Genomic DNA, 14,123 nt, shown 5'->3' with positions numbered 1-14,123 from the left:
CTAGAGCGGGCTGACGAAACGGTTGTCGATCAGGTCGTCATTGCTGACGTTGTAGGGCTTGCCCTGCAACTCACTGGCGGTCTCGTTGGCCAGTTTGATCAGCGGTTCGCTATCGCCCGGCTTGCCTGGCGAGCCCAGGAGTTTTTCGCTCATGGCTTGATCGTAGAAGCGCACGCCTTGCGCGGCGGCGGCCAGTTCCTTCGGATCGGCGAGGTAACCACCGACGCCCTTGGCCATTATTTTGTAGGCCTCTTGCGGATGCTCCTGGGTGTATTTCACTGCTTTGTACAGACCGGCGACCAACGCCTTGACGTCTTCTGGCTGCTTTTCGATGACTGAACAGTTGAGCGCCACCACGTCGACAATCACCCCCGGCGTGCTGCTGCTGTCAATCAAGACCTTGCCTTGATTCTTGCTGCGAACCATCGACAGGTGCGGTTCCCAGGTCACGGCGGCCGGCACGCGACCGGCGATAAACGCGGTAGCCGCGTCGTCAGCCGTCATGTTTTGCACGGTGATGTCGCTCATTTTCATGCCGTGCTTTTTCAGCAGATACGATAACCAGAACTGCGAGGTCGACCCTTCGTTTACCGCCACCGCCTGGCCCTTCAGCTCTTGCAGACTCTTAACGTCCTTGCCCACGAGCACACCGTCGCCACCATGGCTGTCATCAAGTGCGGCGACTGCCTTGAAGCAAAATTGCGGACGGTACTTGAGCACTTCGTCGATGGTCGACGCCGAGCCCGACAATTCTCCAGACGCCTGGGCGGCCATATACATCGAGGCCTCTTCGACGACGGGCAATTCGACGGTCAAGCCGTTTTCCTTGAAGTAGCCCAGATCCTGAGCCAGATAGAGCGTGCCGTAGCCCACCCATGTGGTGTGACCGATGGACAAGGTGCCGGCCTGGGCGCTGGTGGCGACCGTCGCGGCGATGGCGGTGAACGCCAGTGGATGAGCGAAGCGGGTAAACAAGGACTTTTTCATGGAGCACTCCCAAAGCTGTTGATTTAGTTTTGTAATGGGCAGTACGGTCAGTGGCCTTGAAGCAGATGCTACCTGTGGTCTCTGAATGGACCCTTCGGTGGTCATCGTTTGGCTGACTGGCGAAGTCGATGTTGGCCCAAGCCCGGGATTAGGAAAATTAGGAAATATGTCGCTGGGAGCGAAGAAAAAACGCGGTAGCGCGCACTGGGAAAGGGCGGTATTGGCAGGGGCGCACGGGGTGGGTGCAAAAGGTGGGAAGTGTGGTGAATGGGCCATAGCATTCGCGAGCAGGCTCGCTCCCACATTGGATCTATGTTCGACACAGAACCCCTGTGGGAGCGAGCTTGCTCGCGATAAGGTCCGCAGGACCTTCCGGCAATCTCAGAGCCGGCCGTATTCCTGCGCCGTACGATCAACTGCTTTCAGGGTCTTCCCCACCAGTTCATCAACCTCTTCACGACTGGCAATCAATGCCGGTGCCATGATCATTCGCCCTAGCGTCGAGCGAATGATCACCCCTTCCTCAAAGCCAATCGTGCGGCATCGCCAGGCAATATCGTTTTCGTTGGCAAAGCGCTTGCGGCTGGTTTTGTCCTCCGCCAATTGCAGTGCCGCGACCATGCCGACGCCTTGAATATCCCCCACCAACGGGTGATTGCCGAACACCTCGCGCAAGCACTGTTGCAGGTACGGCCCGATGTCATCCTTGACCCGCGTCACCACCCCCTCATCGCGCAACGCCTTGAGGTTGGCGATGGCCACCGCCGCCGCCACCGGGTGCCCGGAATAGGTCAACCCATGGGCAAACACCCCGCCCTGCTCCACCAGTACCTGGGCCATTTTTTTCGACAGGATCAGTCCGCCCATGGGGATGTAACCCGAGGTCAAACCCTTGGCGATGGACAGCGTGTCCGGCTCGAAACCGAAGTGCTCGTGGGCGAACCATTCGCCGGTTCGACCGAAGCCGCCGATCACTTCATCGGCGCACAGCAGCACATCGTACTTGCGGCAGATCCGCTGAATTTCCGGCCAGTAGCTTTCTGGCGGAAAGATCATCCCGCCCGCGCCCTGGAACGGTTCGGCGATAAAGCCGGCGACCTTGTCCGCGCCGAGCTCGAGAATCTTCGCTTCCAGTTGCTGCGCCGCCCGCAGCCCAAACTCGGCCGGGGTCAGATTGCCTTCGTGGGCAAAAAAGTACGGCTCATCGATGTGTTCGATGTCCGGAATCATGCCGCCCATTTCGTGCATGAACTTCATGCCTCCGAGCGCCGTCGCGGCCAGGGTCGAGCCGTGGTAACCGTTCCAGCGACCGATCATGATTTTCTTCTCGGGCTTGCCGAGGATCGTCCAGTAACGGCGCACGGTACGGATCAGCACTTCGTTGGCTTCCGAGCCCGAGTTGGTGTAGATCGCGTGGCTGTAGTGTCCCGGCAGCAGGCTGAACAACAGCTCCGACAGCTCGATCACCTGCGGGTGGGTGGTGTGGAAAAACATGTTGTAGTAAGGCAACTGCTCAAGCTGTTTAGTCGCGGCCGCCGCCAGGTCCTTGCGGCCGTAACCGAGGTTTGTGCACCACAGCCCGGACATGCCGTCGAGGTAACGCCGACCATCGTTGTCCCACAGGTGCAGGCGCTCGCCACGGACCATCACGCGCGGCCCTTCGTCGTTGAGTGCCTTTTGATCGACGAATGCGTGGATGTGGTGCGCAGCATCGGCGGCCTGGTAGTCGCGGGTTTCACGTGGTGTGGTCATCGCCAGTTCTCCGTTTTTTTGTTATTAGCGCAATTGAAACCAGGTGGTCTTCAACTGAGTGTATTTATCGAAAGAGTGCAGCGACAAGTCGCGGCCGAATCCGGACTGCTTGCCACCGCCAAAAGGTACGGTCACATCGAGTGCATCGACGCTGTTGACCGACACGGTGCCCGCTCGCAATTGTCGCGCCACGCGATGGGCCCGATTGAGGTCATTGGTCCACAGCGAAGCGGCCAGGCCGTAGACGCTGTCGTTGGCCAGTTGCAAGGCATGTGCCTCGTCATCGAAGGCTGTGATGGCCAACACCGGGCCGAATACTTCGTCGCGAAACAGCGGCATGTCCGGGCTCACACCGGTAAATATCGTTGGCTGAATGAAGTTATCGGAGCCGTTGAAGATCGATTGCCGGCCACCACATACCTTGGTCGCGCCCAAGCGTGCGGCCTGCTCGATGAACTTCATGATGCGCGCAGTCTGGCGGCTGTCGACAATCGCCCCGGCGTTGCTCGACGGGTCCAGCGGATCACCCGGCTGCCAGCGTTCAGCCTGCACCTTGAGGCGTTCGACGAATTCATCATGAATCGAACGCTCCACCAGCAAACGCGAGTTGGCCGAGCAGACTTCACCCTGATTGAAGAAGATCCCGAACGCCGCTTTCTCGGCGGCCAGATCAAGGTCCTGACAATCGGCGAACACCAGATTCGCACTCTTGCCGCCGCATTCCAGCCACACCTGTTTGAGGTTCGATTGCGCGGAATACTGCATGAAGTATTTGCCGACTTCGGTGGAGCCGGTGAAGACCAGGCAATCGACGTCCGGGTGCAAACCAAGGGCTTTGCCGGTCTGCTCACCGAGACCCGGCACTACGTTCAGCACGCCTGGCGGCAGGCCGGCTTCCAGCGCCAGCTCGGCCAGACGCAGCGCGGAAAACGGTGATTGCTCGGCGGGTTTGAGGATCACCGAGTTACCGGCAGCCAAGGCCGGGGCGAGTTTCCACGCCGCCATGTCCAGCGGGAAATTCCATGGCACCACCGCCGCCACCACACCGAGCGCTTCGCGGGTGATGGTCGCCAGTACGTTCTGCGCGCTGGGGGCAATCTGGTCGTAGAGTTTGTCGAGGCTTTCGGCGTACCAGCGAAACACTCCGGCAGCGCCCGGCACGTCGATGTTGTAGGCATCCATCACCGGTTTGCCCATGTTCAGCGAATCAAGCAATGCCAGTTCTTCGCGGTGATCCATGATCAGATCAGCCAGGCGCAACAGCACTTGCTTACGCTCACCCGGCGAACGCGCCGCCCAGGTTCCAGCCTCGAACACTTGCCGCGCACTGCGCACAGCCGCGTTCACGTCTTCATCACCGCAAGCGGCCACGTTAGCCAGACACTGGCCGGTGGCGGGGTTGATCACGGCGAAGGTCTGTCCCGACTGCGCCGAACGGGGTTTGCCGTCGATCAGTGCCTGATCTGGAAACGGCTGTGCAGCGGCCTTGTTTTGCCAGTATGTAAGCTCGAACACGTTCAGATGCTCCATGGGCTTTTCTTGTGAATTGGATGGTGGCCCAGGCCCGAGTCCAGGAAAAATAGTAAAAATGTCTTCGCAGACCATGAAAAAACTGGGCAACCAATCTCCCCGGTTGCGCGGTATGTAGTTATTGTTCAGGCCTAACAACACCGTCGTCAGAACGGATGCCGTCGGCGCAAAAATTGCCTGGATGTCGACTCCATCCACCCCGAGGTTTGCCGTGGCTGCCTACAACCTGCGTCAACTGAAGTACTTCATCACCACCGTCGAATGCGGCAGCGTCGCCGAGGCTTCGCGCAAGCTGTACATCGCCCAGCCGGCGATCTCCACAGCGATCAAAGGCCTGGAAGACAGCTTCGGCGTACAGCTGCTGATCCGTCACCACGCCCAGGGCGTGTCCCTGACCCCTAGCGGCGCGCGCTTCTACCGCAAGGCCCAGGAACTGCTGCGCATGGCCAAGGAATTCGAACAGAACGCCCTGGCCGACAACGACGTGGTGTCCGGGCAAATCGATATCGGTTGCTTCGAAACGGTTGCCCCCTTGTACTTGCCACAGTTGATTGCCGGGTTCTCGGCGCTGTACCCGGGGGTGAAAATCCGCATCCGCGACGGCGAGCAGCAAGAGCTGGTGCAAGGCCTGACCTCGGGCACCTTCGACCTGGCGATCCTGTATGAGCACGACCTCGACGCCACCATCCAGACCGAACCGCTGATGCCGGCGCAACGGCCTTACGCGTTACTGCCGGCGGACCACCGCTTTGCCCAGCTCAAGCAGGTGTCGCTGCGTGACCTGTGCCTGGAGCCGATGATTTTGCTGGACGTACAACCGAGCCGGACCTACTTCGTCAGCCTGTTCGAAGAACTCGGCCTGACGCCGCACATCGCCTTCAGTTCGCCGTCGATCGAAATGGTGCGGGGGATGGTCGGGCAAGGGTTCGGCTTTTCGATCCTGGTCACCCGGCCACATTCGGAATGCACCTACGACGGCCAGAAAGTGGTGTGCGTGGACATCGTCGAAGACGTCACCGGCTCAGGGCTGGTGGCCGCGTGGCTCAAACGCGGGCAACTGACCAAACCGGCGCAGTTGTTTGCTGATTACTGCAGAGAGCAGCTCACCGCCAAGCCCTTGTAGGAGCGAGCCTGCTCGCTCCTACAGGGAGCCCGGGTTATTTGCGGGGTCTGATCCGCGCGGTGGCTTCGGCCACCAGCGGATCATCCGGCCAGTAATGCTTGGGATAGCGTCCTTTCAAATCCTTCTTCACTTCGGCGTAAGTGCTGCGCCAGAAGTTTGCCAGGTCCTGGGTCACCTGCACCGGCCGCCGCGCCGGGGACAGCAGGTGCAACTTCACCACCTGGCGGCCGCCGGCAATCCTCGGCGTCTCGGCCAGGCCGAACAACTCTTGCAAACGCACCGCCAGAATCGGCGGTTGCTCACTGTAATCCAGACGAATCGAAGAACCCGACGGCACACTCAAATGATGCGGCGCCAGCTCGTCGAGCCGTTGCGGCAGCGGCCATGGCAACAAGTTATGGACGATGCTCGAAAGGTCCAGATTGGCGAAGTGACTGAGTCGCGAGACTTTCCCCAGGTACGGCATCAGCCAGTGCTCGAGGCGTTTAAGCAGCGCGGCGTCGCTGACATCCGGCCATTCACTTTCATGTTTGCTGTTGAGGTCCAACTGCCGCAACAACGCGACTCGCGCTTGCCACTGACGCAGCTCCGGCGTCCACGGCAACAGTTCCAGCCCCTTGCGTCGCACCAGATTCACCAGCGCCTGGCTGCGAGCCGTTTCATCGAGGCCGGTCAGCGGTTCGCGACTGAGGATCAACTCGCCCACCTTGCGCTGACGCTCGGCGCGCAACACACCTTCGCGCTCATCCCAATCCAGTTGATCGACGCACCGCACTTGCTCCGACAGCACGGAATCAAACAACGCCGGATCGAAATCCGCCGCCAGATAAATCCGTTCCTCACGCTGGCCCTGACGGCTGCCGAGGTCGGCGATCACCAGCCACGGTTGTTTCATCAGACTGTCGGCGTCAGCGAACAGCGCTGCGCGACCGTTGGCCAGGCGATACTCTGCGCCACCGGCCCGACGTTGTTGGGCAACACGGTCCGGATAGGCCAGCGCCAGCAGCGCGCCGAGCCAACGCGGATGATCCGGATCGCTGACGGGCTCCGACGCTTTGCCGCGCAGATAACCGCGATACTGTCGCGCCAGTTGCCGGGCCCGTTGCACGCCGCCCTGAGCGCCACGTGCAGCGCGCTCTTCGCCGGACAACAACACCAGTCGACTGTGCAAGTCAGCCCCGGCACCGCGCAAAATATCTCGCTCCCCCAGTAATGCCGCGACGTCGCAGGCCATGTCTGCCAGGCCAAGTGCCTGCCCGCGTAACAGCAAATGGGCGATGCGTGGATGCGCCGGCAGTTCGGCCATGGCCTGGCCGTGACGGGTCAGCGCTTCGCCGTCCAGGGCGCCCAGACGATCGAGCAAATCCTGAGCCTGTGCATACGCCGCCGCTGGCGGAATGTCGAGCCACACTAACTGCCCCGGCGCCACGCCCCAGCGCCCGAGTTGCAACGCCAGGCCGGCAAGGTCCGCCGAAAGAATTTCCGCACTGGCGTAAGCCGCCAGTTGCTCGTGCTGATCCTGCGACCACAAGCGATAGCACACGCCCGGTTCCAGACGCCCGGCCCGGCCGGCGCGCTGTGTCGCGCTGGCACGGGAGATGCGCTGGGTGTCGAGCCGGGTCATGCCGCTGCCCGGATCGAAACGCGGGACTCGCGCCAACCCGGCATCAATCACCACGCGCACACCGTCGATGGTCAGGCTGGTCTCGGCGATGTTGGTCGCCAGTACCACTTTGCGCTTGCCCGCAGGCGCAGGATCAATCGCCGCACGCTGCGCGGCCAGGTCCAGTTCGCCATGCAAGGGGCAGAGCAACACCTGCGAGCGCTCGCCCAGCGCATCGGCCAGCTGTTGATGAACGCGTCGGATTTCCGCCTGCCCCGGCAGAAAGACCAGAAGGCTGCCGGTTTCATCATTCAAGGCGTCGAGAACAGTCTGCACCACGCGCGGCTCGATGAATTCACCCGGCTGGAACGGTCGGCTCCAACGCATTTGCACTGGGTACATGCGCCCTTCACTGCGCAGGATCGGCGCATCGTCGAGCAACCCGGCCAGGCGTTCGCCTTCAAGGGTTGCCGACATCAACAGGATTTTCAGCGGTTGATCGTCCCGGAACAGCTCCCGGCCGTTCAAACTCAGGGCCAACGCGAGGTCAGCGTCGAGACTGCGCTCATGGAATTCGTCGAAGATCAGCAGGCCGACGCCTTCCAGCGCCGGGTCATCTTGCAAGCGCCGGGTGAGGATACCTTCGGTGACCACTTCGATACGTGTTTTGGGCCCGACTTTGCTGTCGAGGCGAATGCGATAACCGACGGTTTCACCGACCTTCTCGCCCAGTTCACTGGCCAAACGGTCCGCCGCCGCCCGCGCTGCCAACCGGCGCGGTTCGAGCATCAGGATGGTTTGTCCCGCCAGCCACGGCTCATTGAGCAAGGCCAAGGGCACTCGGGTGGTTTTACCGGCACCGGGCGGTGCTTCGAGCACGGCTTCGTGGCGTGTAGCCAAGGCTTCACGCAAAGCGGGTAAAACTTCATCAATCGGCAAAGAAATCATGCTGGCTCCCAAACAGAGGCGCGAGTATAACGGCGAACGGCTTGTCGCTCGTTGCTGTCCTAATTCATATCGACGACGCTTCGTTTTCTACATGACTCAGGAGATTTCATATGCGTGTTCCCTTTCGCCTGATTGGCGGTGTATTGGTGGCGACCCTGCTGACCCAAGTGACCGCCTGCGGATCGATCTTCTACCCGGATCGCCGCGGTCAGATTGACGGCAAGATCGACCCGGCCATCGCCGCCCTCGATGCCGTGGGCCTGCTGTTCTATATCGTCCCTGGCCTGATCGCGTTTGCCGTGGACTTCACCACCGGTGCGATTTATTTCGAACCGGGCAAGACCGCCCAGGTAGCCCCGGAAAAACTCAAGGATGCCATCGGTGCCGACGGCAAGGTCGACACTCAGAAGTTGCAGACTATTCTCGACACAGAACTGGGCCGTCACTTCCCGCTGGATGACCCGCGCTTGATCCAACACAAGGGCAGTGCTCAGCAATTGGCTATGTTCGGCTTGCAACCTGCTGCGTAATCCGTGCATTTAGGGCCACTTAAAAGGAAAAGCCGTACCTATGATCACAAGCGTCGAACACGCCCGCCTGCTGCGGCTGGCAACCCGTGCCTCGGTGGCGGTCGCGTGTACGCTGATCGTCGCCAAGGCCATCGCCTGGTGGTTGAGCGGTTCGGTGAGCATGCTCGCCGGGTTGACTGACTCGGTACTCGATGGCGTGACGTCGCTGCTTAATTTGCTGGCGGTGCATTACGCCTTGCGTCCTGCCGATGACGATCACCGTTACGGCCATGGCAAAGCCGAATCACTGGCCGGCATGGCTCAGGCGCTGTTCATTGGTGGCAGTGCGGTGTTGATTGCCTTGCAGGCGTTTGACCGGTTGAAGCATCCGGAGCCCGTGGGCGCGCCGTGGATCAGCATTGGGGTGATTGTGTTCTCCCTGGTGCTGACACTGGCGTTGCTGATGTTGCAACATCGGGTGGTCAAGGCGACCGGCTCGAACGCGGTACGTGCGGACTCGCTGCACTACCGCTCGGACATGCTGCTCAACGGCAGCATCCTCGTGGCGCTGGTATTGGCCGGGTTTGGCTGGAGCCAGGTGGATGCGTGGTTTGGTCTGGCGATTGCGGTCTACATTCTGTGGAGCGCGATTCAGATCGCCCGGGAAAGCTTTACGGTGCTCATGGATGAAGAACTGCCGCCGGATGTCAGCCAGAACATGCTCGAACTGGCTTGCGGTGTACCTGGGGTTTTGGGCGCGCATGACCTGCGCACGCGAATTTCCGGCAACCGATGGTTCGTCCAATTGCATCTGGAGTTACCGGGCAACCTGACCCTCTCAGTCGCTCACGGCATCAGCGATCAAGCCGCCGATGCGATTCACGCCGCCTACCCGCAAGCCGAAGTGCTGGTGCACGCCGACCCGCGGGAAGCGGTACTGGCCGCCAAGGCTCAGAAAGAAACCTGATAACCGCGACTGCTCAGGCAGTTGCCCTGGGCCTGACGGTAGGCTTGCACCACCGACGGGTCCGGTTGGTAGGTGGCCGTTCGCGGATCAAAGCCACTCTGCTGCACCGCGTATTGATAGCACTCGTAGCCATCCTGATTGACCTGCTCGGGCGACTGGCCGTTGGCTGGATAAGCCTCCACGTCATAGCCATTGCTGGTCGGTTGCGGCGCCTGTTGCACCGGCGGTTCAACCACGACGTAATCCTGAGTGCTTTCCTGATAGGCGTAATACGAGCCTGCTGCCAGGAACAACAGCGCACCGCCGATCCACACTTCACGCGCGTAGTCGGGCAGATAGCTGACACGAATTCCGCGAGGCGGCTGCACCACTACATAGCGTGGGCCCTGCGGGCGATACCAGTAGCCGCCGGAGTAGAAGTAATCCTGACCTCGATAAGGCACGCGGAACTCACGGTCCGGGAAGCGATCGACTACATGGCCTGGACGATACTGCGGGCCGGGGCCCCAGCCATTGCCATGCCCCTCCGGACGCCCCTCCCACCGGTGATCATCGGGGTGTGAACCCTGACCACCGTTTTGCCAGTGCGGATTATTATTGCTGCGCTGCGGAACGTCCTGATAGTAGCCATGCTGCGGTTGCTGGGTCTGGCGCACTGTGTCGGGCCGGCCCTGGATCGGCAATTCATTAGCCTGTGGCCTCGGCGACGGTGGTGGCGGCCGGACCGGATTGTTGTACTCCTGCGGCGCGCGGTATTGCCCATTCTGATTCTGGCCGTTGTGCTCGTACTGACGGTTGTTCTCACCTCGATGGCCATCGTTGTTCTGCACATGCGGTTGATTGTTTTGAGCAGGCTGATTATTTTGCGGGCGCGGCTGATTGTTGCCGCCATGGCCCTGATTGTTTCCCTGATGGCCATCCGACCCGTGTTGCCCGCCCTCGGGCCCACGGTATTGCGGCTCATCGGCCAGCGCTTGAGCAGTGATGCTTACACACAACAAACCAACACCGGCCATACGCCAGATGCGCGACTTCATGCTTTTCCTCACTGCGGGTTAGGGCCTGTACGTAAGACTGGGAAAGTGCAGGCCGGTTCTGCAACAGGTTATCAGTCGCGAAACTTATTTATTGAGGATGGGCGAGAAATTCAAGGACAAGAAAAAGGGGAGACCCGTCGGCCTCCCCTTGAGAACTTCGTCCGTGCTCGACGCTTATGACGTCGGCTCACCTCACGCCGTCTTCTGGACAGTGTGTAGCTCGGGGGCCGGCTCATCCCCTGTGGGGAGTGGCGACCGCAGCTGGCCTGATTGGGCGAGCCGCTTTGGACTGTTTGTCCGAGCAGTGATTCTGGTGATAAGAATAGGCTCGCGGCACCGGCAGAGGATTGCGAATATTGCTCAAATAAACATCACTTGCGCAATTTTTAACCCTGGATAGATAATCTTCCGCAATAGTTATGACAAAGGCCTGATTGATGAGCAAACTCGACCGATACGACCTGAGCATTTTGGCGGAATTGCAGCGTGACGCGCGCATCTCCAACCAGGAGCTGGCCGAACGCATCGGCCTGTCCCCCTCGCCGTGCTCGCGGCGGGTCAAGCAATTGGAAGATGACGGCTACATCACCCGTCAGGTCGCCTTGCTGGACCGAAAAATGCTTGGGTTGAGCCTGACGGCTTACGTACTGATCGGCATGGACCGACACACGCCGGAGCGGTTCGAGAACTTTGAAGCGGCCATTCGCACGCTGCCGCAAGTGCTGGAGTGCAGTTTGGTGACCGGGATGGATGCTGACTATCAGCTCAAGGTTGTCGTGCCGGACATGGACCACTATCAAAAACTGCTGCTGGGGCATTTGACCCGGATTGAAGGAGTGACGAGCGTGCGCTCGAGTTTTGTGTTGAACCAGGTGCTCAACAGCACCGAGTTACCCCTAACTCACCTGCGCAGCTGAGCCCTTGTAGCAGCTGGCGAAGCCTGCGTTCGGCTGCACAGCAGTCGTAAATGCTGTATCCACGGTTTACCTGAAAAACCGCGACGTCTGATTTTACGACTGCTGCGCAGCCGAACGCAGGCTTCGCCAGCTGCTACAGGCACACCGACGCAGGTCAATGCCCCGCCATTCCCCCATGGCGTATACTCGCCCCGCCCTTTTTAGCCCCGCCCGCGCTGGAGATGTTCGATGGATCCTGCAGTATTTGAAGAGTGGATGATGACCGGCCTGGTCACCATCCTGATCATTTTCATGGGTTTCATCGTCTGGGACCTGGCGAAGAAGTCCAAGGCCGGCAAGTTCGGCACGCTCATTCTGTTCTTCGTGCTGGGCCTGGGGATTTTCGCGTTCGTCGTCAAAAGTGTGGTGATCGCGTACATCGAAAACGGCTCATAAACGCGCCGGGACTTCCTTCCACTGGCCCTGATCGAGCCCTTCGATCGACCAGTCGCCGATTCTGACCCGCACCAGCCGCAGCGTCGGCAAGCCGACCGCAGCAGTCATGCGTCGCACCTGACGGTTGCGTCCCTCGCGAATCACCAGCTCCAGCCAATGGGTCGGCACGCTTTTGCGAAAGCGCACCGGCGGGTTGCGTGGCCACAATTCAGGTTCGTCCAGCTGCCGTGCTTCGGCAGGCAAGGTCATGCCGTCGTTCAGCTCGACACCATCGCGCAAGCGCTGCAACTGCTCGGCGCTCGGCTCGCCTTCCACCTGCACCCAATAGGTCTTGGCCAGTTTGTGCTTCGGGTCGGCGATCCGCGCTTGAAGCTGACCGTCGTTGGTCAACAGCAACAAACCTTCGCTGTCACGGTCCAGCCGTCCTGCCGGGTAAATCCCCGGAATCTCGATATAGTCCTTGAGCGTCGCCCGCCCTTCGCCATCGCTGAATTGCGTCAGCACATCGAACGGTTTGTTGAACAGAATCAGCTTCGGCTCGGCCGGCGGCGCTTTGGCGACACGGCGCGGGGCTGAGGACGATGGCGCAGGCTTCACGCCAGGGCGGCGGGAAACGGGACGTTGAGGACGGGACATGGGAAAAGAACATCTAACGGTCAGGGCTGCTAATGCTAGTGCCCCGACCGCCAAATGACCATGACATCTATCAGCGGAACGGCGGCTCGTCGAAGCTGCGCAATTTGCGCGAGTGCAGCGAGTTGAGTTCGGTGCGCAACAAATCCACCGCCTCGATACCGATCTTCAAGTGCTGGCTGACCGCGCGCTCATAGAAGGCGTTGGCCGAGCCCGGCAGCTTGATTTCGCTGTGCAAGGGTTTGTCCGAGACACAGAGCAGCGTGCCGTAAGGCACGCGCAAGCGATAACCTTGCGCTGCGATGGTGCCGCTTTCCATATCCACTGCGACGGCGCGGGACAAGTTGATCAACGGACGTTCCTGAGCCCAACGCAACTCCCAGTTACGGTCGTCGTAGGTCAGCACGGTGCCGGTGCGCAGGCGCTTCTTCAGCTGATCGCCCTTCTCGCCGGTGATATTGGCCGCCGCTTGCTGCAACGCCATCTGCACTTCGGCCAGGGCTGGAATCGGAATGTTCGGCGGCACGACCCGGTCGAGAATCCCGTCGCGGCGCATGTAGGCGTGAGCCAACACGTAGTCGCCAATGGTCTGCGACTGACGCAAGCCACCGCAGTGGCCAATCATCAGCCAGCAATGTGGGCGCAGCACCGCCAAATGGTCAGTGATGTTCTTGGCGTTGGACGGGCCGACACCGATGTTCACCAGGGTCACGCCATGGCCGTCGCTGGCAATCAGGTGGTAGGCCGGCATTTGGTAGCGGTGCCAGACCACGCCTGCGGCAATCGCCGAGGCTTCGCCGTGATCCATGCTCTTTTCGATGATCACGTTGCCCGGCAACACCATCCGCACAAAACGCGGATCACTGCGCAACTGCTCCAGGCCATGGACGATGAACTGGTCGACATAACGGTGGTAGTTGGTCAGCAGAATCCACGGCTGTACATGGCGCCAGTCGCTGCCGGTGTAATGCACCAGTCGGCGCAGCGAGAAGTCCACCCGTGCCGCATCGAACAACGCCAGCGGCAGCGGATCGGTGTTTTCCCAATCGTACAAACCATCGGCAATGCCATCGGTGGCGGCCGACAGGTCGGTACTCGGGAACACCCGTGCCAGCACGGCAGCGGTCACGCCAGAGCCGGCCAGCTCTTCACCCTGTTCAACCACGTATGGATAAGGAATGTTCTGCTGGCTGATGCCCACTTCGACCGTCACGGTGAAGTCATGCATCAACGGCACCAGCTGTTCCAGCAGGTATTTACGGAAGGCGGCGGGATGGGTGACGGTGACGCTGTAGGTCCCGGGCAACTGAACCTTGGCGTAGGCACGTGTGGTCTGTGGGACTTCGCCCTGGCAATGGTAGGTCAGACGCAGTTCAGGATAACGGAACATCGCGCGCTGTTCGGCGTCCGGCTCAATACGATCCTTGAGGTAACGCTTGAGCGCCTGGTTCAGCGCGGTGGTTGCACGATTGTGCAGGAGTGCAAGCCGGTCCACGGCTTGCTCGGCGGTTTGAACGATAATAAAAGCTTCGGTCACGATCAGCATCCTGTGTTCTGACTTGCAGACCTTCATCTTGCCTGCATCGTCGCTTCACGGGAACCCTGTGGGAGCGAGCCTGCTCGCGAAGGCGGCGCCACCTCTAACATCGATGTGACTGACCGACCGCTTTCGCGAGCAGGCT

Annotated in this window: 12 protein-coding genes; 5 read left to right on the top strand and 7 right to left on the bottom strand. The window is 60.5% G+C overall.

All coding sequences use genetic code 11. The features are described 5' to 3' along the window. The 3 genes from ACM6IR_RS27730 to ACM6IR_RS27720 all read right to left on the bottom strand — a co-directional run bounded on the left by ACM6IR_RS27730 (position 1) and on the right by ACM6IR_RS27720 (position 4,254). Positions 1–987: an ABC transporter substrate-binding protein gene (locus ACM6IR_RS27730; RefSeq protein WP_414910645.1), complete on the bottom strand. Its 987-nt coding sequence runs from the start codon at positions 985–987 to the stop codon at positions 1–3. A gap of 381 nt (positions 988–1,368) precedes the next feature. Continuing rightward, entirely contained in the window at positions 1,369–2,739 is a 1,371-nt protein-coding gene (locus ACM6IR_RS27725; RefSeq protein ID WP_414910644.1) for an aspartate aminotransferase family protein, read from the bottom strand. A gap of 24 nt (positions 2,740–2,763) precedes the next feature. Continuing rightward, a complete protein-coding gene (locus ACM6IR_RS27720; RefSeq protein WP_414910643.1) occupies positions 2,764–4,254 on the bottom strand; it encodes an aldehyde dehydrogenase in 1,491 nt (496 codons plus the stop codon). Positions 4,255–4,480: 226 nt separating this feature from the next. On the opposite strand from ACM6IR_RS27720, the gene ACM6IR_RS27715 reads away from it, so the two are divergent. Further along, positions 4,481–5,392, top strand: a complete 912-nt coding sequence (locus ACM6IR_RS27715; RefSeq protein ID WP_414910688.1) for a LysR substrate-binding domain-containing protein — start codon at positions 4,481–4,483, stop codon at positions 5,390–5,392. 34 nt (positions 5,393–5,426) lie between these two features. Here the strand turns inward: ACM6IR_RS27715 and hrpB are convergent, their stop codons facing one another. Next, a complete protein-coding gene (gene hrpB, locus ACM6IR_RS27710; RefSeq protein WP_414910642.1) occupies positions 5,427–7,943 on the bottom strand; it encodes an ATP-dependent helicase HrpB in 2,517 nt (838 codons plus the stop codon). Between the two features lie 110 nt (positions 7,944–8,053). Here hrpB and ACM6IR_RS27705 point away from each other — a divergent pair, with 110 nt between their 5' ends. After that, the gene (locus ACM6IR_RS27705) at positions 8,054–8,473 is read left to right on the top strand and encodes a polyribonucleotide nucleotidyltransferase (protein ID WP_414910641.1); all 420 of its coding nucleotides are present in this window, start codon (positions 8,054–8,056) and stop codon (positions 8,471–8,473) included. 40 nt (positions 8,474–8,513) lie between these two features. Continuing rightward, the gene (locus ACM6IR_RS27700; RefSeq protein ID WP_414910640.1) at positions 8,514–9,419 is read left to right on the top strand and encodes a cation diffusion facilitator family transporter; all 906 of its coding nucleotides are present in this window, start codon (positions 8,514–8,516) and stop codon (positions 9,417–9,419) included. On the opposite strand, the gene ACM6IR_RS27695 is transcribed toward ACM6IR_RS27700, so the two are convergent. After that, on the bottom strand, positions 9,404–10,456 hold the full coding sequence (locus ACM6IR_RS27695) for a DUF6515 family protein (RefSeq protein ID WP_414910639.1): 1,053 nt from the start codon (positions 10,454–10,456) through the stop codon (positions 9,404–9,406). The genes ACM6IR_RS27700 and ACM6IR_RS27695 overlap by 16 nt on opposite strands. Positions 10,457–10,893: 437 nt before the next feature. Between ACM6IR_RS27695 and ACM6IR_RS27690 the strand changes: the two genes are divergently transcribed. Both ACM6IR_RS27690 and ACM6IR_RS27685 read left to right on the top strand, forming a co-directional pair. Further along, on the top strand, positions 10,894–11,373 hold the full coding sequence (locus ACM6IR_RS27690) for an Lrp/AsnC family transcriptional regulator (protein ID WP_007894448.1): 480 nt from the start codon (positions 10,894–10,896) through the stop codon (positions 11,371–11,373). 228 nt (positions 11,374–11,601) lie between these two features. Next, positions 11,602–11,808: a DUF2788 domain-containing protein gene (locus ACM6IR_RS27685; protein ID WP_414910638.1), complete on the top strand. Its 207-nt coding sequence runs from the start codon at positions 11,602–11,604 to the stop codon at positions 11,806–11,808. Here the strand turns inward: ACM6IR_RS27685 and ACM6IR_RS27680 are convergent. Together ACM6IR_RS27680 and amn are read right to left on the bottom strand one after the other, a co-directional pair. After that, on the bottom strand, positions 11,803–12,444 hold the full coding sequence (locus tag ACM6IR_RS27680) for a pseudouridine synthase (RefSeq protein WP_414910637.1): 642 nt from the start codon (positions 12,442–12,444) through the stop codon (positions 11,803–11,805). The genes ACM6IR_RS27685 and ACM6IR_RS27680 overlap by 6 nt on opposite strands. Before the next feature lie 70 nt (positions 12,445–12,514). Next, a complete protein-coding gene (amn, locus tag ACM6IR_RS27675; RefSeq protein WP_414910636.1) occupies positions 12,515–14,014 on the bottom strand; it encodes an AMP nucleosidase in 1,500 nt (499 codons plus the stop codon). Positions 14,015–14,123 lie beyond the last annotated feature (109 nt).

Source organism: Pseudomonas sp. IT-P253, assembly GCF_949768125.1.
GTDB lineage: Bacteria > Pseudomonadota > Gammaproteobacteria > Pseudomonadales > Pseudomonadaceae > Aquipseudomonas.
The sequence above is the reverse complement of the archived record's forward strand: the minus strand, read 5'-3'. Positions and strand labels throughout refer to the sequence as shown.